The 22076-nt window shown below is 59.5% G+C and carries 19 protein-coding genes and 1 riboswitch; of the genes, 7 read left to right on the top strand and 12 right to left on the bottom strand.

Going from position 1 to position 22076, the window contains the following annotated elements; all coding sequences use genetic code 11:
* Positions 1–76 precede the first annotated feature (76 nt).
* From J1C59_RS17730 to pgi, 5 genes are all read right to left on the bottom strand, one after another.
* Entirely contained in the window at positions 77–2167 is a 2091-nt protein-coding gene (locus J1C59_RS17730) for a YjbH domain-containing protein (RefSeq protein WP_128084938.1), read from the bottom strand.
* Complete coding sequence (locus J1C59_RS17725; protein ID WP_128084939.1) at positions 2167–2910, bottom strand: capsule biosynthesis GfcC family protein; 744 nt, start codon at positions 2908–2910, stop codon at positions 2167–2169. The genes J1C59_RS17730 and J1C59_RS17725 overlap by 1 nt, the downstream gene beginning before the upstream one ends.
* Positions 2907–3554, bottom strand: a complete 648-nt coding sequence (locus tag J1C59_RS17720) for a YjbF family lipoprotein (RefSeq protein ID WP_128084940.1) — start codon at positions 3552–3554, stop codon at positions 2907–2909. Before J1C59_RS17720 ends, J1C59_RS17725 begins: the two co-directional genes overlap by 4 nt.
* 187 nt (positions 3555–3741) lie before the next feature.
* Positions 3742–3999, bottom strand: a complete 258-nt coding sequence (yjbE, locus tag J1C59_RS17715; protein WP_111142061.1) for an exopolysaccharide production protein YjbE — start codon at positions 3997–3999, stop codon at positions 3742–3744.
* A gap of 566 nt (positions 4000–4565) precedes the next feature.
* Entirely contained in the window at positions 4566–6212 is a 1647-nt protein-coding gene (gene pgi / locus J1C59_RS17710) for a glucose-6-phosphate isomerase (protein WP_128084941.1), read from the bottom strand.
* 393 nt (positions 6213–6605) lie between these two features.
* Positions 6606–6798, top strand: a riboswitch (Lysine riboswitch).
* Between the two features lie 113 nt (positions 6799–6911).
* Between pgi and lysC the strand changes: the two genes are divergently transcribed.
* The 3 genes from lysC (at position 6912) to panS (ending at position 10302) form a co-directional block, all read left to right on the top strand.
* Positions 6912–8264, top strand: coding sequence for a lysine-sensitive aspartokinase 3 (gene lysC, locus J1C59_RS17705; protein WP_128084942.1), 1353 nt, complete (start codon positions 6912–6914; stop codon positions 8262–8264).
* A gap of 238 nt (positions 8265–8502) precedes the next feature.
* Positions 8503–9195: an aquaporin Z gene (gene aqpZ, locus J1C59_RS17700; protein ID WP_128084943.1), complete on the top strand. Its 693-nt coding sequence runs from the start codon at positions 8503–8505 to the stop codon at positions 9193–9195.
* Positions 9196–9378: 183 nt separating this feature from the next.
* Positions 9379–10302: a ketopantoate/pantoate/pantothenate transporter PanS gene (gene panS / locus J1C59_RS17695; RefSeq protein ID WP_128084944.1), complete on the top strand. Its 924-nt coding sequence runs from the start codon at positions 9379–9381 to the stop codon at positions 10300–10302.
* A 65-nt stretch (positions 10303–10367) separates the two neighbouring features.
* Here the strand turns inward: panS and J1C59_RS17690 are convergent, their stop codons facing one another.
* The 6 genes from J1C59_RS17690 to J1C59_RS17665 form a co-directional block, all read right to left on the bottom strand.
* A complete protein-coding gene (locus J1C59_RS17690) occupies positions 10368–11993 on the bottom strand; it encodes a Na/Pi cotransporter family protein (RefSeq protein WP_140916827.1) in 1626 nt (541 codons plus the stop codon).
* Positions 11994–12101: 108 nt separating this feature from the next.
* On the bottom strand, positions 12102–13094 hold the full coding sequence (locus J1C59_RS17685) for an ABC transporter ATP-binding protein (protein WP_128084945.1): 993 nt from the start codon (positions 13092–13094) through the stop codon (positions 12102–12104).
* Positions 13095–13096: 2 nt separating this feature from the next.
* The gene (locus J1C59_RS17680; RefSeq protein WP_128084946.1) at positions 13097–13882 is read right to left on the bottom strand and encodes an ABC transporter permease; all 786 of its coding nucleotides are present in this window, start codon (positions 13880–13882) and stop codon (positions 13097–13099) included.
* A gap of 11 nt (positions 13883–13893) precedes the next feature.
* On the bottom strand, positions 13894–14739 hold the full coding sequence (locus tag J1C59_RS17675; RefSeq protein ID WP_128084947.1) for an ABC transporter permease: 846 nt from the start codon (positions 14737–14739) through the stop codon (positions 13894–13896).
* Positions 14736–15548, bottom strand: a complete 813-nt coding sequence (locus J1C59_RS17670; protein WP_128084948.1) for an alkaline phosphatase family protein — start codon at positions 15546–15548, stop codon at positions 14736–14738. Before J1C59_RS17670 ends, J1C59_RS17675 begins: the two co-directional genes overlap by 4 nt.
* 20 nt (positions 15549–15568) lie before the next feature.
* Positions 15569–16630, bottom strand: coding sequence for an ABC transporter substrate-binding protein (locus J1C59_RS17665; RefSeq protein WP_128084949.1), 1062 nt, complete (start codon positions 16628–16630; stop codon positions 15569–15571).
* 206 nt (positions 16631–16836) lie between these two features.
* Between J1C59_RS17665 and J1C59_RS17660 the strand changes: the two genes are divergently transcribed.
* The 4 genes from J1C59_RS17660 (at position 16837) to ubiA (ending at position 19517) form a co-directional block, all read left to right on the top strand.
* Positions 16837–17544, top strand: a complete 708-nt coding sequence (locus tag J1C59_RS17660; RefSeq protein ID WP_128084950.1) for a UTRA domain-containing protein — start codon at positions 16837–16839, stop codon at positions 17542–17544.
* Between the two features lie 71 nt (positions 17545–17615).
* Positions 17616–18026 carry a phosphate-starvation-inducible protein PsiE gene (psiE, locus tag J1C59_RS17655; RefSeq protein ID WP_128084951.1) on the top strand — a complete coding sequence of 137 codons (411 nt, stop codon included), beginning with the start codon at positions 17616–17618 and terminating at the stop codon, positions 18024–18026.
* Positions 18027–18112: 86 nt separating this feature from the next.
* Positions 18113–18625, top strand: coding sequence for a chorismate lyase (gene ubiC / locus J1C59_RS17650; protein WP_128084952.1), 513 nt, complete (start codon positions 18113–18115; stop codon positions 18623–18625).
* A 10-nt stretch (positions 18626–18635) separates the two neighbouring features.
* Complete coding sequence (gene ubiA / locus J1C59_RS17645; RefSeq protein WP_128084953.1) at positions 18636–19517, top strand: 4-hydroxybenzoate octaprenyltransferase; 882 nt, start codon at positions 18636–18638, stop codon at positions 19515–19517.
* Between the two features lie 113 nt (positions 19518–19630).
* Here ubiA and plsB read toward each other — a convergent pair whose 3' ends face one another.
* Positions 19631–22054 carry a glycerol-3-phosphate 1-O-acyltransferase PlsB gene (gene plsB / locus J1C59_RS17640; RefSeq protein WP_128084968.1) on the bottom strand — a complete coding sequence of 808 codons (2424 nt, stop codon included), beginning with the start codon at positions 22052–22054 and terminating at the stop codon, positions 19631–19633.
* Positions 22055–22076 lie beyond the last annotated feature (22 nt).

Genomic DNA, 22076 nt, shown 5'->3' with positions numbered 1-22076 from the left:
GTGGTGGTCAGGTTCAGCCTGAGCCTGAGCCCTGGTCCTCTCCGGAGCATGAAGCGGCCCGTAAGCCGCCCCCGGCTTAGTTGAAGCGCGCGTCGCGATCGGAGGTCAGGTCATAGAGCTGGTACTTACGACCCAGCATCTGACCGCCATCACGCGTCAGCGGCACCCAGTTCACCTGCGCACGGCCACGGGTCGGCGTCACGGTGAAGAGGTCCATCGGGATAGAGATATAGAAGCCTTTGGTGAAGTCGCCCTCACCATACTCTTCAGACGACACGTTGGTTTTGGTGGCATACACCCCGACCATCACGCCGCTGTCGAAGCGCTTCGACACATCGACCGTCACGCCTTTATCTTTCGCCAGATACTGACCGACGCTGGTCTTCACCAGCACATCCTGCATGAACCACGGCCGCCAGTAAGCGGTCAGGTTGCCGGTGGCCGCTTTGTAGCGGTTAAACTGCATCATGTTGTCCCAGTCACGCTGACGGACGTAGTTGGCATCAACGCCCACCGCCCAGTTAGCATCGACCGGTCGGTAGAGCAGCTCGCCGCCCACGCCGCCGTACATCGTCTCCAGATACCCGCCGTAGACCTGACCATAGAAGCCGTTACCGAGGTGGCCCATATAGTTTGCCTGCAGATCGTTGACGTAGACGTTGTTCTCAACGTAGTCGCGGATGTGGGTACGCACGCGAGGCAGCGTGGAGTCCGCCGGAGCGCCGTTGTAATTGAACTTGTCGTAGTTGTTGGCAAGGTTGCCAAACAGGCTACCGCCCACCAGCAGGTGATCCGTCAGCCAGTAATCGACGTTGCCCATGACGCCGACCTGATACATGTAGAAGCTTTCCGGTCCGCCCACCGACTGATTCAGTACCGGCGACAGGCTGTAGTTCAGGCGATCTTTGCGGATGAACATCCCCTGTTCCGTGTTACCCGGATCGACCGGCTCTTTGCGAACCTGCTGCAGCGGCTGCTCATGACCCAGCGGATAGCCTTCCAGCTCCTGACGCAGACTGGCGACCTTCGTCTCCGTTGTCACCTGCGGCATGTTAAAGCGCGACTCGGTGACATTGATGGTGTCGATGCCGTCAGGCAGGTGGTTCATGATGATGCGGTTAGCGCGATCGACGCCTTCGCGGGTATCACGATACTTCGTCTGCTCGCCTGACACATAGAGCGTGTGGCCCTGCGTCTGAATGCGTGGGCCATCCAGCCCGGCATTCTCTTTCAGCGCGACCAGCTGATCGCCGACGACCGTCGTCTCCAGCAGGGCCGGTTGCGGCTGCGGCTGATAGGCAGGCTTCGCGCTGTCGATGTGCGACTGGCGCAGATCGTTAAAGTTCGTGCGGAAGGTCACACCAAACATAAAGGTGTTGCCGCGTTCGTAGCTGGCGTTGATGTCCGCCCAGTCGGTTACGCGATAGATCGCCCCGACGTTGAGCTTACTCCGCTGATCCAGCCGGCCCGCGAAGTCATTCTGGTAGTCGTTGCCCTCATACTCCATTTTAAGGCGCAGCGGCTGCCATGGCGTCTGATACTCCACGCCGCCAAAAAAGGCCGTCGGGCCGTGGAACATCTGCGAACCGTTGATGGAGCCGGCTTCGCCGACCCGTGGCCGCTGGCAGTAGCTGTCGCTGTAGGAGCAGAAGGGGTTCTTCACCGTGCCGCTGTTGCCGAGGTAGCCCCAGCCCAGGCCCAGGGTAAAGTCGAACGGCCCCCAGGCTTTGGTCGCCACCAGATATTCGCTGTCGAACAGGCCGGTGCCGCCGAGATCGCGGGTGCCCACCGCCACTTCCGGCAGCCAGAACCCTTCCTGCCACAGGCGGAGTTTCAGGTCGAACGCTTTGTCTTTATAGCTCTGGGTGCCGCTGAACTCAGACACCGCACTGTACTGGCGGGTCCGCACGTCGGTATACCGCACGGTCGTCTCCAGCCACGGGAAGAGCTGCAGCGAGGCGGAGTAGTAACGGTACTGGTCGTTGTCACGCGCATTGAGGCTGAACTCACCCTCTCTGGCCATGCGTGCCGTCGGCACCTGCATCAGGCCCACGCCGCCAAAATCGGATTGTGACGGGCCCACCGGTGCGGGCCAGGTGTCCGCCTGCGCCTGACAGGCCGCCGCCACAGAAACAGCCAGCAGGCTGAAGAGATAACGTTTTTTCATCAGTCTGGTATCCGGTGAGTCAGTACGGAGAGGATGCGGTCATTGAGATCGTCGCTGCTGCCTGGCAGGCTCCATGAGGAGAAGCCGAGCCAGATCACGCTGCCGGGTTCCACTTCCGCATGACGATGATTCCAGTACGCGACGGGCACCTGCTGTGTGGCCCCCGACGGCGAAATCACCGTGACAAAGTTGCGTTCTGCGCCGGACAGGGCGTCATGCCCCTCCAGATAGTCGCGCACCGACTTGCCCGGCTGCCAGCTCACTTTGCCTGCGCCACGCAGTGCGCCGAGCAGCAGCACGGCGTCGGACGGGGCCTGCAGCCAGAGGTCGTAGCTGCCTTCGAGCCGGCGATTGTCTGCCGGATGCAGACGGATCCAGTCCGGGTCGAGCGAGGTGAACTGACGTCCTGTGACCCTGATGGCGCTGAGCTGGTGGATCACCTCATCAATGGCCGCGGCCCGCTCACCACTGCTGTCACTGCGCCAGGCACGTAATGCGCCCAGCGTCTGCTGATAGTGCTGCTGTGCAACGGCGGTAGCACCGCGCTCGGCAATAAACGTGCTGCGCCAGTCCGTATTCGCCTGCAGCGGAGGCAGTGTCACCAGCTGTGCAAGATCGGCGACCTGGCTCAGCTCAGCCTGCCCCCCGTTGTGCGGTGCATGGACCGTAACCTGCGCAGCGGCCTGCGCGCCTGCGGTGCTGAACAGGCTCAGCCCGGCCAGCAAAAAAGTGATTTTTTTCATGATTTCGCCGGCTTCAGAATGGTGGTTTCAACAGGGAAGGCATCAGCCGCCAGCATCTGATGGGCCTGCACCACATCGCCGCTGCTGTTATCGATCCAGAAGGTGTTTTCCCACTCGCGGTGCAGGCTGTCGATGCTCACCTGCTCATGCCAGACGCGGCAGGGAATGCGGTTGCCCGCGACCGTCAGCACCTCGTCGGTGCCGCGCTGGAAGGTCGAACGCACGGTTGCGCCGCGAACTTTGCCCTGTTCAGTCCACTGCACGATACGGGTCCAGCCTGCGCCGTTGCTGAGGTGCAGGGCGTTTGCCAGCGGATCCTGCGGCAGATTACTGACGCTCAGCAGGTTATCGGTCAGGCCCAGAGTTTTCACCAGGCGGCCATGCTGTGTCACCAGCATCGCCTGATCCTGTGTTACCCATTTCTGCTGACCCTGCTCGTTGTAACCCAGCACCACAAAAATGCGCGGGCCGTTGTTCAGACGAGCGTAGAGACTGGCATAGGGGAGATTACTGACCTGTTGATCGGTGACGGTGACGTCGTCCGGACCGTTAACCGCCAGCAGCAACGTCTGTTCAAGACCTTTTTGCGTTTGTGTACAGGCCTGCAGCAGCAGGCAAGCGAGCAGCAGAGGAAGTTGGCGCACTGTGTGTCCCTGATAAGTCATGCCAAAGTAAAAATAACCACACAGACGTGTGGTTATGTTTAAAAGTGCTCTGCCCGTCAGCGCTGACAGCAACACGGAAGACTACGCTGCAAAGCTGCATCACCGGTGGGTATTCAGCCTTGCCCGTGAGTCACCGGACTGCCATCAGACATCTGCCGGTCAGCCATCAACGAGTGGTGCTCGTCGTGGTTGTGGTTGTTGTACCGGTATTCGCACCGTCACCACCGCCAGAAGCGGCAATGCCAAGCCCGACCAGCGCGCCCAGTGCGCCGATACCCACAGCGGTGGACGTGCCGGACGAGATTGCTCCCGCCTGCGCGCCTGCTGCAGTACCTGCTTCACCCGCTTCCTGTGGCGCAGCATACGCGCCGGAAGAGACAGCAACGAGGATCAGGGCTGCACCGGCAACCATAGTTTTTTTCATAACAACGTTTCCTGCATTGAGTGAATGAAGGATCTCTGACCGGCAACCCGGACGATGCAGATAACCTGCGATCCGCGTGACGGACAGGCCCATTGCGGGCGCGTTCATTATAGGGCAACAAAATATCAGAGTTCAGTGCCATAAAAACCAGGGCAAATAGCGGGGCGTGAACGTGATTTAATGAGCAATATTGGCGATAACTGCTCTTTATATGGGAGGGTTTCGGGCGGATACCAGATATTTTGCTGCCAGCGAATAAGTTGCAAAGCGTAATCATCTTTTTTATTTATATCTGGTACGGAATAAGAATAATCAGAATTTACTCAAATCAGCCAGAATTAAATCGGCTTACTAATCAAGGCTTAACAGGCAGGGCTGTCACGTTTCAGGGCCATTTTAAACTGTATAAGCACCGGTTTTGTCTCTGCAGGTTCAGAATTATCTCATGCTGTTTTAAGACTTTTCCCGCCCCCAGCCGCCGCCATAAAAGAATAAAAGGCCTGTTCCGCGATAAAAACAGACAAAAAAAGGGCAGCGCGGTCGCTGCCCTGTTCATTTAACGCCGGTTAACGCCAGGACTTATATCGGTTAATTAAGGCATTGGTGGAACTGTCGTGCGAGGTAATTTCGTCGTCGTTTTCCAGTTCCGGCAGAATGCGGTTCGCCAGCTGCTTACCTAATTCCACACCCCACTGATCGAAGGTGAAGATATTCAGGATAGCGCCCTGAGTGAAGATCTTATGCTCATACAGGGCAATCAGCGCGCCCAGGCTGTAAGGCGTAATCTCACGCAGCAGAATGGAGTTGGTGGGACGGTTACCCTCAAACACCTTGAACGGCACGATATGGGCAACGGATTCAGCAGACTTACCGGCATCGGTAAACTCTTTTTCGACCACGTCGCGTGACTTACCAAACGCCAGCGCTTCCGTCTGGGCAAAGAAGTTTGAGAGCAGTTTCGGATGGTGATCCGCCAGCGCATTGTGGGTGATGGCAGGCGCGATAAAGTCACACGGAACCAGCTTAGTGCCCTGATGGATCAGCTGATAGAAGGCGTGCTGGCCGTTGGTGCCCGGTTCGCCCCAGATAATAGGGCCGGTCTGGTAATCCACCGGATGACCGTCGCGATCCACATACTTACCGTTCGACTCCATATTGCCCTGCTGGAAGTAGGCGGCAAAGCGGTGCATGTACTGGTCGTAAGGCAGAATGGCTTCGGTTTCAGCACCGAAGAAATTGTTGTACCAGATGCCAATCAGCGCCAGCAGAACCGGCAGGTTCTGTTCCGCCGGGGCAGAGGCGAAGTGCTGGTCCATGGCGTGCGCGCCGCTCAGCAGCTGCTCAAAGTTGTCGAAACCGATGGACAGGATGATCGACAGGCCGATGGCTGACCAGAGTGAATAGCGGCCGCCCACCCAGTCCCAGAATTCAAACATGTTGTTGGTGTCGATACCAAATTCACCCACCGCTTTGGCGTTGGTCGACAGCGCCGCGAAGTGTTTGGCAACGTGCTGCTGGTCACCGGCTGTCTTCAGGAACCAGTCGCGCGCGCTGTGGGCGTTGGTCATGGTTTCCTGAGTGGTGAAGGTCTTCGAGGCGACCAGGAACAGCGTGGTTTCCGGGCTGAGATCTTTCAGCGTTTCGGCGATGTGGGTGCCGTCAACGTTGGAGACAAAATGCATGTTCAGATGGTTTTTGTACGGGCGCAGCGCTTCGGTCACCATAAACGGACCCAGATCGGAGCCGCCGATGCCGATATTCACCACGTCGGTGATCGGCTTGCCGGTATAGCCTTTCCACTCGCCGCTGATGATGCGTTCGGAGAAGGCTTTCATCTTCTCCAGCACCGCATTGACTTCCGGCATCACATCTTTGCCATCCACCCGAATCGGCGTGTTGCTCCGGTTGCGCAGGGCGACGTGCAGCACCGCGCGATCTTCGGTGCGGTTAATCTTCTCGCCCGAAAACATCGCGTGAATGGCACTGCTCAGATCGGTCTCTCTGGCCAGCGCCTGTAACTTATCGAGGGTTTCCTGGGTGATGCGGTTTTTGGAGAAATCCACCAGCATCTGATCATCAAAGGTGGCAGAGAATTTGGCAAAACGATCGGCATCCTGGGCGAACAGGTCGGCAATTTCCACCGATTTCATCTGCTCAAAATGCTGTTGCAGCGCTTTCCAGGCTGCGGTTTGTGTCGGATTGATATTTTTCATGGCAACACTCTTGTTGATATTAAGAACCGTCATTCCATCGGGGGCAGATCCTGCCCGTTTAGCGTTTCAGTATGACCACAGTTGTAACTGAAAGGGAAAAATTTTGTCAGTGCCCGGCGGGCTGGTGCACGCCACACCGGCCGCTTATCGCCAGCATTGTGTGGTGCGAAGCGCCCGTGCGGCGCCGATTCATCTCGCGGCAAAGTGTGCCGTGAAAGCCGGTGAAAAACGTTGTGCGTTATCAGGGATTGCTGCACAGGCTGAACCCATTAAGCACTGTAGCCGCTGCGCCACAGGCTGATTTGTTTTCTGATGCGGCATTCCAGGCCTTACTGGCGTTGACAGCAGGGCCAGAAAAGGCTAAATCTATGCGCCTACTTGCGCACCTGTGCGCAAGCCAGAAGAGGCGCGTCGCCCAGGCAGTGTGTTGGAGGAACCGTATCCGGTGAAAACACATAATGGGGAGCGACGCCGAGGCGGTTCAGCACGCGGCGTGTTGTCTGTCGGCTACAGGGGCTGAATCCTCTGGGTTGTCACCAGAAACGTCTGCAGTCGACGTTTCGCAAGGTGGGGCGCTTCTGGGTGACTCGTCTACCCGATCTGGTCTGCCCGTTTCTGCTCTTTCCTTGTGCCTGGCTGAAAGAATGTTTCTCGACCCTTTCTGCGGCGAGAACAAGATAACCTGACACGAGGTCCTACATGTCTCAAACTCTGATTGTGGCAAAATTCGGCGGCACCAGCGTGGCCGATTTTGAAGCGATGAACCGCAGTGCCGATGTCGTCCTGCAGGATGCGAACACGCGTCTGGTGGTGCTTTCCGCCTCGGCGGGCATTACCAATCTGCTGGTGGCGCTGGCGGAAGGCCAGCCGGCTGCCCAGCGCGCGACGCTGCTGGAGGATATCCGCCGCATCCAGTACGCCATCGTTGATCGCCTGCAGCGTCCGGCAGTGATCCGCGAAGAAATCGATCGCCTGATCGACAATATCAGCATGCTCTCCGAAGCCGCTTCGCTGGCCAACTCCCACGCCCTGACCGATGAACTGGTCAGCCACGGCGAGCTGATGTCTACGCTGCTGTTTGTGGAAATCCTGCGCGAACGCCAGGTCAACGCCGAATGGTTTGATGTCCGCAAGGTGATGCGCACAGACGACCGCTTTGGCCGGGCCGCACCGGATGTCGCCGTGCTGGCAGAGCAGGCAACGGCACAACTGCAGCCACGCATCGCAGAGGCGCTGGTGGTGACGCAGGGCTTTATCGGCAGCGAAAGTGAAGGGCGCACCACGACCTTAGGACGTGGCGGCAGTGATTACACCGCCGCGCTGCTGGGCGAAGCGCTCCACGCGGCGCGGGTGGATATCTGGACCGATGTGCCGGGCATCTACACGACCGATCCGCGCGTGGTGCCGACCGCAAAACGCATCGATGAGATTACGTTCGAAGAGGCCGCCGAAATGGCGACCTTCGGCGCCAAAGTGCTGCATCCGGCGACGCTGCTGCCGGCCGTACGCCGGGGTATTCCGGTCTTTGTCGGCTCCAGCAAGGACCCGGCAGCGGGCGGCACCCGCGTCTGTAACGAGACCCGTAACCCGCCGCTGTTCCGGGCGCTGGCGCTGCGCCGCAAGCAGACGCTGCTCACGCTGCACAGCCTGAATATGCTGCATACCTTTGGGTTCCTCGCTGAACTCTTCGCGATTCTGGCGCGTCACAACGTCTCTGTTGATCTCATCACCACCTCCGAAGTGAGCGTGGCGCTGACTCTGGACACCACCGGCTCCACCTCGACCAGTGGCAGCCTGCTGACCCAGGCGCTGCTGACGGAACTCTCGTCGCTGTGCCGGGTTGAGGTGGAAGAAGATCTGGCGCTGGTAGCGATTATCGGCAACCAGCTGTCGAAAGCCTGCGGTGTCGGCAAAGAGGTGTTTGGCGTGCTGGATCCGTTCAACCTGCGGATGATCTGTTACGGTGCCAGCAGCTACAACCTCTGCTTCCTGGTGCCGGGTAACGACGCTGAAAGCGTGGTGCGGACGTTGCATCACAACCTGTTCGAGTAAAGCGCCTTGCCCTCAGGCCGCGTTCGCGCGGCCTGAAAATAGGCCTGAATGGCCTGTTTCTGCCCGATCCCTTCCTGTCACTCCAGTCTCATTAACGATCGTAAAAACAGAGAGTTAAGTGGATCATTGCCAAATGGCAACCCATTTCTTTGCGCATTTCGTGCACCTCCGTTGCGCTCCCCTTGCGCAGATTTATAATCCCGCCGCTGAATCAATTCACCCAAATTTAGGAAATATCATGAAAAGGTTAGTCGCAGAGGCGCTGGGCACCTTCGTGCTGGTCGCGGGCGGTTGTGGGAGTGCCATTCTGGCCGCGGCGTTCCCGGGGCTGGGCATCGGCTTCACGGGCGTGGCGCTGGCTTTCGGGCTGAGCGTGCTGGTCATGGCGTACGCGGTGGGGCATATCTCCGGCGGTCACTTTAACCCGGCGGTCACCCTGGGATTAGTGGCGGGCGGCCGTTTTCCGGCGTCACAGGCCATCCCCTATATCCTTGCGCAACTGGCGGGCGGCATCGCTGCGGGCGCAGTGCTCTATCTGATCGCCAGCGGCAAAGCCGACTTCAATGCCACGGCCAGCGGCTTTGCGGCCAACGGCTATGGCGAACATTCGCCGGGCGGCTTCAGCCTGCAGGCGGGCATGATCACCGAAGTGGTGATGACCGCTATCTTCCTGATTGTCATCATGGGCGCCACCAGCGAACGCGCGCCGAAGGGCTTCGCGCCTGTGGCGATTGGCCTGGCGTTAACCCTGATCCATCTGGTCAGCATTCCGGTAACCAACACCTCGGTGAATCCGGCCCGCAGCACCGCGGCCGCGCTGTTCCAGGGCGGCTGGGCGCTCTCTCAGCTCTGGATGTTCTGGTTGATGCCGGTTATCGGGGCGGTGATCGGTGGTTTGATCTACCGTGGTTTACAGGAAAAAGCAGCGTAATTTCGTCGATATCCTGCGGATCGGCAGCAGTCGATCCGCATTTTCCCGCCTCGCCCCATCTTCGCCTTACGTCCCGATCCTGAGATGTTATGATCCTGCCCTCGTCACGGCAGTCGTTCCTGCCTGACGTTCCGACAGGGAAACCCTGCATAAAACATCACATTCTAATAAGGAAGTCTGGCTATGCTCGCCACCCTGACCCGCCTGTTCCCGCTCTGGGCCGTTCTGTTATCCGCTGCGGCGTATTTCTCGCCAGGCACCTTTCTCGGCATCGGCCCCTGGGTCACTTATCTGCTGATGCTGATTATGTTCGGTATGGGGGTAACCCTGAATATCGATGACTTTAAACGGGTGCTGATCCGGCCTGCGCCGGTGATCGCCGGCACTTTTCTGCACTATCTGGTCATGCCGCTCGCGGCCTGGGGACTGGCAAAACTGTTCCATATGCCACCCGATCTGGCCGCCGGCATGATCCTGGTCGGCAGCGTGGCCAGCGGCACTGCCAGCAACGTCATGATCTATCTGGCGAAAGGGGATGTGGCGCTGTCGGTGACCATCTCCTCGGTCTCCGCGCTGGTGGGCGTATTTGCCACGCCGCTGCTGACCCGCTTCTATGTGGATACGCATATTCAGGTGGATGTGGCGGGCATGCTGCTGAGCATCGTGAAGATCGTCGTGATCCCGATTACCCTGGGCCTGATCATCCATCACAGCATGAACAGCGTGGTTCGCCGCGTAGAGCCGTGGCTGCCTGCGTTTTCGATGATCTGTATTCTGCTGATCATCAGCGCGGTCGTCGCGGGCAGTCAGGGCTTTATCGGATCGGTGGGCCTGATGGTGATCGCGGCGGTGATCCTGCATAACGCGATCGGCCTGCTGGGCGGTTACTGGGGCGGTAAGCTCTTTGGCTTCGATGAGTCCACCTGCCGCACCCTGGCGCTGGAGGTCGGCATGCAGAACTCCGGTCTGGCGGCGACGCTGGGCAAGCTCTACTTCTCGCCGCTGGCCGCCCTGCCGGGCGCGCTGTTCTCGGTGTGGCACAACCTCTCTGGCTCACTGCTGGCGGGCTACTGGTCAGGCAAACCGATCAAAAAGAAAACCCCGTAACCTCGCAGGCCAGCGGGACGATCCGGTTGCGCCGCCGCCCGCCGGCGCAACCGGCGATTCAGGGCCTATTCGTAGTCACGCTCATCGTCGGGCTGTTCCAGCACGGTATAGGCCACGCTGCAGAACAGGGAGTTAAGACGCTTCATATCGCCGAGCAGACCGAGATGCAGGGAACTGGTTTCGATGCTCTGCACGTTCTGCTGATGCAGCCGATCGACGTGCGCGTGCGAGTAGCGCCTGATCATCAGGCGGAAGCGATGTTTCGCGCGGCGCAGCCGTCTGGCGCTGGTGACATCGTGCGACAGAAACACCGACAGACTCATTCTGAGGTTAGCGAGCAGCAGCTCCTGCAGCCCCTCCAGCTCTTTTAAGCCTTCGGCAGAGAAGGCGCGGCCGGCGGCCAGGGATTTGTCCGCGACATCGCCACTCATCCGCTCAATGATATCTCCGGCCTGCTCCAGATTCAGCGACATCTCGATAATCTCTCCCCAGCGGCGCGAATCCTCTTCCGGCAGATCCTCTTTCGGCATCCGCGCCAGATAGAGTTTGATGGCGGTGTAGAGCACATCCACATCATCATCCAGCCGCCGGACCGTGCGCTCCTCGCGGGATTCGCCCTGCACCACCTTGCCGAAGGCCTCCAGCATCTGCTCCAGCACATCCCCGATGCGCAGCGCTTCGCGCGCCGCATTGACCAGCGCCAGCGCGGGCGTATCCAGCGCGCTGCGATCGAGGTGTCTGGGTTTAAGATGCAGCGCGGTGTCGATATCGTCGGCGATCAGGCGACGGCAGAGGCGCGCCATCTGGTCAGTCAGGGGCACCATCGCCACACAGCGGATCAGGTTGTAAAACACATGGAAGAAGATCACTAACTCTTCGTCGTTAACCGGCAGCTTATCGAGCCAGGCCGCCACGACATCAACAAACGGCAGGACCAGGATGCAGCCGATCAGTTTGAAGAGCAGGCTGCCAAGCGCCACGCGTTTGCCCGCCGCATTCGAGCCGCTGGCGTTAATCATCGCCAGCAGGCCGCTGCCCAGATTGGCCCCAATCACCAGACAGAGCGCCACCTTGAACGAGATCACGCCCGTGGCGGTCAGCGTGGCGGTGATCAGCACGGCGGCCAGGCTGGAGTAGCTGATGATGGCGAAGACTGCACCCAGCAGCGCATCGAGCATCACGTCGCCGGTCAGGCTGGAGAAGAGCACCTGGACACCGGCAGCCTGGGTTATCGGGCGCGCTGCGGCGACGATCAGCTGCAGCGCCAGCAGGATCAGGCCCAGACCGATGCTGGCGCGGCCCAGCTGACCGGCGCGCGTCTGCTTGCGGCTGAGGAAAAACACCACGCCAAAGAAGATAAACAGCGGCGAAAGCCAGGAGAGATCAAACGTCAGGATACGCGCCATGATCGCGGTGCCGACGTCGGCGCCCAGGATCACCACCAGCGCGGGCGTCAGGCTGACCAGATTCTGCGCCACAAAGGAGGTGACCAGTAAGGTGGTGGCATTGCTGCTCTGCACCAGCGTGGTCACGCCAATGCCGGCCAGAAAAGCCATGGGTTTTTTTTCGATACTGCGGCTCAGAACCCGCCGCAGATCCGCGCCGTAGACCCGCATGATACCGGTTCGCACGATGTGGGTGCCCCAGACCAGCAGGGCCACGGCAGAGAGCAGATTAAGCAGAGTTAACACGGGGCGTCGCTCCTCGTTCGTCAGGCGCAAAGCACAGACTGCCGGCCTGACGGGAAGCGCAATCTGCGAAGGGGGATTGCCGCGCTGTGCGTGATTTTTTCCTGTGTTTTAAGCCACCTGGCGCAAAGTCGACATCTCCAATTGTAGACCAATCTGACAGCCCGCGGGGTGCAAATCGGCCGCCGAGCGGTTAAGCACATCCACCGAAAGTTCGACCTCGTTTGCCCGGATCCGGTAGCGGATGACGTTGCCCAGCAGGCTGTGGCTGAGGATTTCAGCCGGGATCCCCTGGCCCGGCGCGGTAAACCGCATCGATTCAGGGCGGATGGCGACCTGGCTGGTGAAAGGCTGGCCGGTCAGCCGCGTCGCCTCTCCGGCGCTCAGCAGGTTGTAGTTGCCAATAAACCCGGCGGCAAAGAGATCGACCGGCTGGGTGTAAAGCGCCTCCGCATCGCCGTTCTGCACGATTTTCCCGCGATTCATCAGCACGATACGGTCGGAGAGCGTCAGCGCCTCCTCCTGATCGTGGGTGACGAAAAGGGTGGTCAGCTTCAGTTCGCGCTGGATGCGTCGGATCTGATCGCGCAGGTGGCGACGAATGCGTGCGTCCAGCGCCGAGAGCGGCTCATCCAGCAGCAGCAGACGCGGGCGCGTCACCAGCGAACGCGCCAGCGCCACGCGCTGACACTGCCCGCCCGAGAGCTGATGCGGATACCGGCGTGCATAGTCGCTGAGTTCCACCAGCTCCAGCACCTCCAGCACCCGCTGGCGGATCTGCGCCTCGGGCAGTTTCTGCATCTTCAGGCCGAACGCGACGTTCTTCTCCACCGTCATGTTAGGAAACAGCGCATAGCTCTGAAACACCATGCCGATCGCCCGCTTCTGCGGAGCCAGCGGCACGATATCTTTGCCCTCCAGCCGGATCTCGCCGCTGTCGACGCCGGTCAGGCCCGCCAGGCAGCGCAGCAGCGTCGATTTGCCGCAGCCGCTCGGGCCCAGCAGGGTAACAAATTCCCCTTCCGCAGCGCTGAAATGGATCTGCTCAAAAATGGGGGTGGGTCCATAGGACTTATTCAGCTCTCTGACTTCCAGATAACTCATATTCAGCCTCGTTCAGGATTCAGGGCGTTAGCCAGCCAGGTGACCAGCAGCACCACGACGAAATAGGAGATCACCAGCGCGCTGGTGAAGTGGCCGCTGCCGTTGCGCATGTTGAACAGGTAGACCTGCAGGGTTTCGTAGCGGTTGCCGACCAGAATATTGGCGAAGACAAACTCGCCGATCAGAAAGGAGAACGAGAGCAGTACGGCAATCAGCATCCCTTTGCGCAGGTTGGGCAGCACGACCCACAGCGCGGCCTGCCAGGTGCTGGCCCCCAGCAGCTGTGCGGCATCGATCAGCTCTTTGAGGTTGATCGTCTGCATATTGTTTGCCAGCGCCCGATAGATAAAGGGCAGCGCGATAGTGAAATAGCAGCCGATCAAGATCCACGGTGTGCCGGTCAGCATCAGCGGGGAGGCGGAGTAAAGTTGCAGCAGTCCCACCGAGGAGACGACGGGCGGCACGGCGAACGGCATCAGGATCAGCACGTTCATCACCGCATCCAGTCGGGGATAGTAGTAAGCGATCACAAACATGGCAGGCAGCACCAGCACCAGCGAGAAGAGCAGCGCGCCGAAACAGATCAGCAGAGAGTGCCCCAGCGCCGTCAGAAAACGCGGGTCGCTCCAGAGCTGGATGAACCACTTCAGGCTATAGCCCTGCGGCAGAATGGTGTTGCTCCAGTCGGATGAGAGCGCATAGAGCAGCGTGGCCAGCAGCGGCAGCGCCAGCAGGATAAAAAGCAGCCCGACCATGAGGCGGTGATAGAGATGTTCGGCGCGTGACATGGCGGCTCCTTTCATGGCTGCTTCGCATTGAGATAGCTACGGCGCACCAGATACTGCTGCACCAGGGTGATCAGCGCCATGATCGCCACCAGCAGCATGGCCAGCGCACTGCCGGTGTTAGGGTCCAGCGAAATATCGCCGGAAACCAGCGCGGCAATGCGCACCGGCACCACGTTGAAGTTGCCGGTGGTCAGGGCGTAAATCGTGGCGTAGGCGCCCAGCGCATTCGCCAGCAGGATGACAAAGGTTCCGATTAGCGCCGGAAAGAGAATCGGCAGCCCGATGTGCCACCCGTAGCGCCAGCGGCTGGCACCCAGCAGCGCCGCCGATTCCTGCCACTCTTTTTTCAGCCCGTCGAACGCCGGATAGAGCAGCAGCACGCCAAGCGGGATCTGGAACCAGGTGTAGACCAGCACCATGCCGTTGCGGGAGAAGAGCCGGAAGCTCTCGATCACACCATAGTGGCGCAGCAGCAGCGTCAGGCAGCCGTTCAGTCCCAGCAGGATTACAAAGGCGAAGGCCAGCGGCACACCGGCAAAGTTGCTGGTCATATTGGTAAAGGAGAGCAGAAAGCGCTGCAGCCGTCCGCCACCGATCTGATGCAGTGAATAGCCGGTCACCAGCGCAATCAGCAATCCATACAGGCTTGACCAGAGCGAGATATCCAGCGAAAAGCGGAACGCCTGCTGATAGAAGGGCGAGGTCAGGATATCCTGATAGTTATCCCAGCCCCACTGGCTGTTCATCTCACTCCAGAAGCTGTTGATGGCGATCCACACCAGCGGGGCCAGCTGAAAGGCGACCCAGAACAGGGTGAAAGGCAGCAGCAGCAACAGCGCAATCCCTTTGCCTTTCATCGTGGACACTCCGCCAGCAGTCCGCGACAGACCGGCTTGTCATGCGCCACCGCCAGCAGCTCGCACAGGGTGCCGCAGAGGTCGGTCTGCTGCGGTGCAAGGTCCGGCTGCAGCGAGAACGCGCGGCCAAAGACAAACAGCGGCACGGTGGTCTCCTCCGGCAGGATGCCGCCGTGGGAGCGATCGTCGTTCATGCCGTGATCGGCCGTGACCATCACCTGATAGCCCTCCGCCAGCCACTGCGGCATCCACTCCGACAGCAGGCCGTCGGCGATGCGCGCCCGGTTACGATACTGCGGCGAGCAGAGCCCCGACTTATGCCCGGCATCATCGATGTTCATCGGGTGGATCAGCAGAAAATCGGGATCGTGACGCAGCCGCAGGCTCTCTGCATCTTCAAACAGATGCGAGTCGGGATAGCTGTCGTCAGAGTAAAAATGGCCATACTGGATGGGCAGGTCCGGCGCGTCGGTGTGGCGGTCGCGCGCCGCGACGAACGGCGTCTGGTTATACAGCTCACTCACCCAGTGGTACGCGGCGGCCGCCGTCGTCAGTCCGGCGGCCCGCGCAAAGTGAAACACGCTGCGTTCGCGACTCAGCCGGCTGACGCCATTATGAATAATGCCGCTTCTGACCGGCGGAACACCGGTCAGAATGCACTCATAAAGCGGGCGCGACAGTGACGGCAGCTCACAGGTCATACGGTAATAGAAGCCGTTGCCCTGCGAACATTCGGCATGCAGGTAACCCATTGCATGTTGCGCAACCTGATTGCTCAGGCCGTCCAGCACCACCAGGATCGTTTTCATTCCGTTCTCCCCGCCAGAAACTACGGCTGCATATTGATGATGACGTTTTCCTGCCACAGACGCGGCAGCATTTTCGACGATTTATCCCATGCAGCCTGGTCCTTAACCGGACGGGCATTTTTATATTCCGACTGGGGCAGCAGGCGAGCCTGAACGTCCGCGGGCAGCGTCAGATGCTCAGCACGGATCGGGCGGGCATAGCCTTTCGCCAGGTTAATCTGCCCCTGATCGGAGAAAATATATTCGCGGGTCAGTTTCGCGGCCGCAGGGTGTTTCGCATATTTGTTGATGAGGGTGGTGTAGCCGGAGGTCACGGAGCCGTCAGAGGGGATCACCACCTCATAACGCGTTTTGTCGATCTGGTCGCGGTAGTTAAGGGCATTAAAGTCCCACACGACCGCCATCTGCACTTCGCCCTTTTCGATGTTGGCAATCACCGGATCGGTGACGCCGAGACGCCCCTGTTTTGCCAGATCGGCAAAGAAGGCCAGCGCCGGTTTCAGGTTCTTCTCATCGCCGCCCAGCGCGTAGTTAGCCGCCAGTACGCCGTTAGCGGCCTGAGCTGCCACGCCGACGTCGCCGATAGTAACCACATACTTACCTTTCTTAAGATCGGCCCAGCTGTGGGGAATATCTTTCACCTGCTGCTTGTCGATCAGGAAGGCGATGGTGCCGGTATAGGCCAGCGCCCAGTGCCCCTCTTTATCTTTCGCCCAGTTCGGGATCTGGTCCCAGTGGGTCGGTTTATAGGGCTGGGTCACGCCTTTAGCCACGGCAATGGGGCCAAAGGCGGCACCGACGTCACCGATGTCAGCACTGGCGTTCTCTTTCTCCGCGTCGAATTTGGCCAGCTCCTGGGCCGACGACATATCCGTGTCGCTGTGCTTCAGGCCATATTTGCTGCTGATATCCTGCCAGGTCTCTTTCCAGTTGGCCCAGCTGTCCGGCATCCCGACACTGTTGACCTGACCTTCACTGCGCGCGGCTTTTTCCAGCGCGGCAAGGTCGTTATCGGCGGCCTGCGCGACGGGCAGGGTAAGCACAACAGCACTGGCTACTACAGAGGCGATAAACGCTTTCATCTCAGTTGCTCCGGGTGTAAGTTGATGGGCCTGTCTGGTCTAGTCCAGCAAAAACCGAGCCAATGTAGTCCCTGTCTGTGAAGGATTTATGACAGGGCGGCGCGGGACGGGGAACAGGGGAAGCAAGCGGCGACCCGTCAGCCGGTCGCTGACGCGTTGACCTGAACAGTAAGAGTGCGGGGTCGCACTAAAATGAGGCTACAGTTGTGGAGTCACCAGCACTCAAATCAGCGGACGCGATCGCCAGCGCCCTGCTGACGCGCATTCAGTCTGGCGAGTTCAGCGGCGGACGTCTGCCCGCCGAGCGCGCCCTGAGCGAGGCGTTCAGCACCACGCGCATTACCCTGCGGGAAGCGCTGGGCAAGCTGGAAGCGCAGGGCGTGATCTACCGGGAACTGCGGCGCGGCTGGTTTATTGCGCCGCCGCGGCTGATCTATAACCCGCTGCATCACAGCCATTTTCATGCCATGGCGATCGCGCAGGGACGCCAGGCGACCACCGAAGTGATCGCCGCCGAAGAGGTTGCGGCGCACGACAGCGTGGCGACCGCGTTGCAGCTGACGCCGGGTTCGGCGGTCTACTGCATCCGCCGCCTGCGGCGCATCGATGGACGCGCGGTGCTCTATGTCGAACACTACCTTAATCCCCGTTTTTTCCCGGATTTGCTCGGCGAAGACCTGACGCGTTCACTGACCGATCTCTACGACCAGCGTTACGGCATCCGGTACGGCGGGGCGCGCTTCACCATCCTGCCCGGTCCGTTGCCGGAGATCGCCGCCCCGACGCTGAATGTAGCATCCGGCAGTCCCGGCCTGCTGATCACCCGCATCAATCGCAATCAGCATCGGGAAGTGATTGACTGCGACTGCGAATACTGGCGTTACGATGCGCTCTGCGTGGATGTGGAGGCCTGACTCAATATTGTGATTTGCGTCACACTCGCGCATGATAGCGCGCGCTGATAACCTCTTTTTTAAGGCGCAACATGAGTGACAAAAATCCGTTTGCCCGCCACCTTGCCACGCTGCTGCAGTGGGTGCTGAATCTGGGTCTGCTGAGTCTGGCGATTATCCTTATCGTCTTCCTGGGCAAAGAGACGGTCCACCTGGCAAACGTGCTGTTTAATACCGGCGAGCAGGCCTCTTCCTATCTGCTGATTGAGGGAATCGTCATCTATTTCCTCTATTTCGAGTTTATTGCGCTGATTGTGAAGTACTTTCAGTCTGGCTATCACTTTCCGCTACGCTACTTTGTCTATATCGGGATCACGGCCATTATCCGCCTGATCATCGTCGACCATAAAAATCCCTTCGACACGCTCTGCTACTCGGCCGCGATACTGATTCTGGTGGTCACGCTGTGGCTGGCAAACAGCAACCGGCTGAAACGCGAGTAATCTCTCTGCCGTCGGACACGACGGCAGGTGTTCGCATCGCGTCTCTGCGCTAAACTACCGACCTGAAAATTACTGGGAGTGGTGCTATGTCGCAAGACGCGCTCAGCTTATTACGTGCGCTCAACTGGCTTTCTCCGTCGCAGGCAGCGCCTGCGCCCGCTCTGCTCGACTGGCTGATGGAGGAGGACTCGATGACGCGCCGTTTTGAACAGCATTGTCAGCGGGTCACGGTGCAGCCGCTGCGTGAAGGCTTTATCGACGCCCGCGAACTGGGCGAGGAAAAAGCGCTATTGCCGGACGATGAACGCTTCTGGCTGCGCGAAGTGCTGCTGTTCGGCGACGATCAGCCCTGGCTGGCGGGCCGCACGCTGGTGCCGGAAAGCACCCTCAACGGACCGGAGGCAATGCTGCAACAGCTCGGCACCCGTCCTCTGGGCCGCTATCTTTTCTCCTCATCGACCCTGACCCGCGATTTTATCGAGCCGGGGCAGGTGGGGGCATTATGGGGGCGGCGTTCACGCCTGCGTCTCTCCGGCAAACCGCTGCTGCTGACTGAACTGTTTTTACCCGCATCGCCATTCTATCGCGATCGGGACTGAGGGCTCTGTAGTGCAAAATAGTATGACGATGAAATGGCGGGCGTATGCCCGCCTGATGCGTATCGACAAACCGATCGGGACGCTGCTGCTGATGTGGCCCACGCTCTGGGCGTTATGGCTGGCGGATAGGACCGTGCCGCCGCTGCCGGTGCTGGCGGTCTTTGTCGCCGGGGTGTTTGTGATGCGCGCGGCGGGGTGTGTGATCAATGACTATGCCGACCGTAAGGTGGATGGTCATGTCGAGCGCACGAAGCACCGGCCTCTGGCCAGCGGGGCGGTGAGCGCCAGAGAAGCGAAGCTGCTGTTTGTGATCCTCGCGCTGGTGGCCTTTGCGCTGGTGCTGACCATGAACCTGATGACGATTATGCTCTCCGTCGTGGGGCTGGCGCTGGCCTGGGTTTATCCCTTTATGAAGCGCTATACCCATCTGCCGCAGGTGGTGCTGGGGGCCGCCTTTGGCTGGGCGATCCCTATGGCATGGTCCGCAGTTAGTGAGTCCTTACCTCTCGTCTGCTGGCTGGTCTTTATCGCCAACATCTGCTGGACGGTCGCCTACGATACGCAGTATGCCATGGTGGATCGGGATGACGATCTGAAGATTGGCGTGAAGTCGACCGCGATTCTGTTTGGCCGTTTCGACAAGCTGATCATCGGCCTGCTGCAGCTGGCGACGCTGGTGCTGATGGCGCTGGTGGGAATGATGCTGCATCTGAATGGCGCCTTCTACTGGACGCTGCTACTGGCGGCGGCGCTGTTTGTGTATCAGCAGAAGCTGATCGCCGGGCGCGAACGGCAGCCCTGTTTCCAGGCATTCCTGAATAACAACTATGTCGGGATGGTGCTGTTCCTGGGCGTGCTGATGAATACGCCGCCGTTCAGCCAGATTTTCTGACAGCGTGCCGGGCGTCAAAAGGCGGATTCATTGCTGCCACGCTCCTTCTGCACGGTATGGCGGATATAAAAAAGGCGACCTCATGAGGTCGCCTTTTTTGCGGTACGCAGATATCAGTCGTGCGCCACGGCGGTTTCAATCGTCATGCGCACGTCATTGGTCACCAGATCCGCCAGGATGTGCCAGGTGGCCTGGGTCTGTGTGACATCAGCATCGCCGCTGTCACTGATGTACCCTTCGTCGCGCAGCGTCAGCACCAGCGAGGTAAAGACCGCTTTGTCGAAGAACTCCGGTGCGTTGATACCGTGCAGCACTGACAGTCGCTGTGCCAGCGTCCGGCTCTCTTTTTCCAGCGTGCCGCGGTTAATCGTCGGCTTGGCGCTGAGGATGGAGAAGGTAATGGCGTAACGCTGCAGCGTTTCACGCACCCCGGCGGCCAGCAGCTGCAGCGTGCGATAGCGCGCCGCGGTAAAGCGCAGCTCACCGGCTTCACGCGTGATCAGGCCCTGACGCGCCAGCTCCTGACACAGTTCGGTCAGCAGCTGTGGCAGTTCATCGGTCTGCCAGCGCAGGAACAGCTCACTCTTCAGCATCGGGTAGATCAGGCTCACCTGACGCAGCAGTTCGGCTTCGCTCAGCGTCTGGTGCTGCTGAACAATGGCGGCAATCAGCGACGGCATCACCAGCATGTGGTGGATGTTGTTGCGATAGTAGGTCATCAGCACCGCCTGCTCGCGCGGCAGAATGATGATGTCGCCAATGCTGTCCTTTTCACTCTCGAACTTGTTCATGCCCATAGCGTGATCCAGCAGCGCTTCCGCCGTGAGATCGGGCACCGTCGCGTTGGGTGAGTAAGGCACGTTGCGCAGAAGCTGGGTGTAGCACGCCAGCTGTTCAATCAGCTGTTCACGGGTGAGTGAGCGCTGACGTGACGCCAGCAGCGCCGTGACGCAGAGGTTCATGGCATTGGCTGCGCCCGCTTCATTGATTCGCACCATCAGGCTGGCGGCGATATCGTTGACGGTCGGCGTTAACCAGCTCGGGCGCTGCGGCTCGATCGGATCGATGGCATCGCGCCATTCCGGCACGCGCTTGTTGAGATAGTTAACCAGCGGCATCGGCTCGCCAAAGTTAACGTAGCCCTGGCCGAGATTACGCAGCTTGCGTAAGCCACGCACCATCTGCATAAAGCCTTCTTTCTCTTTCGCCGCGCCGCGCAGCTCTTTGGCGTAAGTGCCCACTTCCATCACATGCTCATAGCCGATATAGATCGGCACCAGCGTGATCGGACGATTTCCGCCGCGCAGCATCGCCTGCAGCGTCATCGCCAGGGTGCCGGTTTTCGGGTCCAGCAGGCGACCGGTGCGTGAACGGCCCCCTTCGACAAAGTACTCAACCGAATAGCCGCGGGTAAACAGCTCGCCCAGGTATTCGCGGAACACCGTGGCGTAGAGCTTGTTACCTTTAAAGGTACGACGGATAAAGAATGCGCCCAGACGACGGAAAATCGGGCCTGCCGGCCAGAAGTTAAGGTTGATCCCGGCGGCGATATGCGGCGGCACCAGCCCCTGATGGTAGAGCACATAGGAGAGCAGCAGATAATCCATGTGGCTGCGATGGCAGGGCACATAGACGATCTCATGGCCATCCTGCGCCAGCTGACGCACTTTTTCGCCGCCGTTGACGTTGATGCCCTGATAGAGGCGGCTCCAGAGCCAGCCCATCACCCGGTCAGTCACACGAATCGCTTCGTAGGAGAAGTTGGCCGCAATTTCTTCCATCATCTCGATGGCATTCTGCTGCGCTTTCTCGTGGGAGATTTTTTTGCTGCGCGCTTCATCTTCGACGGCTTTCTCAATCGCTTTGGATTGCAGCAGACGATTAAAGAGATCCTGACGCGCCGGTAAGCGCGGGCCAATCGCGGCCAGCCGCTGACGGGCAAAATGAATACGGGCCACGCGGGCCAGCTTCTGGGCGATCGACTTGTCCGTTCCGTGTTCGGTGGCCATGCGGCGCAGCGAAACGGTCGGCGAGAAGCGGACAAAACTGTCGCGCCCGTGCCAGATGACGGCAAAGAATTTCTGTACCCCGTTCAGGACGCGCAGATGTGGCGTTGCCTCACCCTGAACTTCACGTCCCGGTGCGCGGCCAAACATCACGGTGACCGGCAGCATCTGAATATCCAGCGTGGGATTGTTTCGATGCAGGTCGAGGTAGTCGTGAAAGATTTTCACGGATTCGACGCTGGGCACAAAATAGGGGAAAACGCGCGGGCCGTCGTGAATAAAGACGTGACGCGGCAGCAGCGCGCCGTCAATCTCCAGCGGAGAGAGCGGATCGGGCAGATGATGTCGCAGACACTGGGCGCGCAAAGTCAGTAAGTCAGCCTTCGAATCGTAAGGCAAAACATACATAATAGGTCGGGTCGGGTCCAGACCATGTTCTGAAACGGGATCGGCCGGAATGGCCTTACTTTTTACCAAAAACGACAGTGGTAAATTAAGCAGTTTGTAATAAAGTTTACGCCAACCTGACATAGACAACATGAAGCCTCTTGTT

This window comes from Pantoea deleyi (assembly GCF_022647325.1).
GTDB classification, from domain to species: domain Bacteria; phylum Pseudomonadota; class Gammaproteobacteria; order Enterobacterales; family Enterobacteriaceae; genus Pantoea; species Pantoea deleyi.
This window is presented reverse-complemented; position numbering and strand designations above follow the sequence as displayed.

Excerpts from the sequence above, each read along its gene's own strand:
- J1C59_RS17730 (WP_128084938.1), bottom strand. The coding sequence starts at position 2,167 with ATGAAAAAACGTTATCTCTTCAGCCTGCTGGCTGTTTCTGTGGCGGCG.
- J1C59_RS17725 (WP_128084939.1), bottom strand. The coding sequence starts at position 2,910 with ATGAAAAAAATCACTTTTTTGCTGGCCGGGCTGAGCCTGTTCAGCACC.
- yjbE (WP_111142061.1), bottom strand. The coding sequence starts at position 3,999 with ATGAAAAAAACTATGGTTGCCGGTGCAGCCCTGATCCTCGTTGCTGTC.
- pgi (WP_128084941.1), bottom strand. The coding sequence starts at position 6,212 with ATGAAAAATATCAATCCGACACAAACCGCAGCCTGGAAAGCGCTGCAA.
- lysC (WP_128084942.1), top strand. The coding sequence starts at position 6,912 with ATGTCTCAAACTCTGATTGTGGCAAAATTCGGCGGCACCAGCGTGGCC.
- aqpZ (WP_128084943.1), top strand. The coding sequence starts at position 8,503 with ATGAAAAGGTTAGTCGCAGAGGCGCTGGGCACCTTCGTGCTGGTCGCG.
- panS (WP_128084944.1), top strand. The coding sequence starts at position 9,379 with ATGCTCGCCACCCTGACCCGCCTGTTCCCGCTCTGGGCCGTTCTGTTA.
- J1C59_RS17685 (WP_128084945.1), bottom strand. The coding sequence starts at position 13,094 with ATGAGTTATCTGGAAGTCAGAGAGCTGAATAAGTCCTATGGACCCACC.
- J1C59_RS17680 (WP_128084946.1), bottom strand. The coding sequence starts at position 13,882 with ATGTCACGCGCCGAACATCTCTATCACCGCCTCATGGTCGGGCTGCTT.
- J1C59_RS17675 (WP_128084947.1), bottom strand. The coding sequence starts at position 14,739 with ATGAAAGGCAAAGGGATTGCGCTGTTGCTGCTGCTGCCTTTCACCCTG.
- J1C59_RS17670 (WP_128084948.1), bottom strand. The coding sequence starts at position 15,548 with ATGAAAACGATCCTGGTGGTGCTGGACGGCCTGAGCAATCAGGTTGCG.
- J1C59_RS17665 (WP_128084949.1), bottom strand. The coding sequence starts at position 16,630 with ATGAAAGCGTTTATCGCCTCTGTAGTAGCCAGTGCTGTTGTGCTTACC.
- psiE (WP_128084951.1), top strand. The coding sequence starts at position 17,616 with ATGAGTGACAAAAATCCGTTTGCCCGCCACCTTGCCACGCTGCTGCAG.
- ubiC (WP_128084952.1), top strand. The coding sequence starts at position 18,113 with ATGTCGCAAGACGCGCTCAGCTTATTACGTGCGCTCAACTGGCTTTCT.
- plsB (WP_128084968.1), bottom strand. The coding sequence starts at position 22,054 with ATGTCAGGTTGGCGTAAACTTTATTACAAACTGCTTAATTTACCACTG.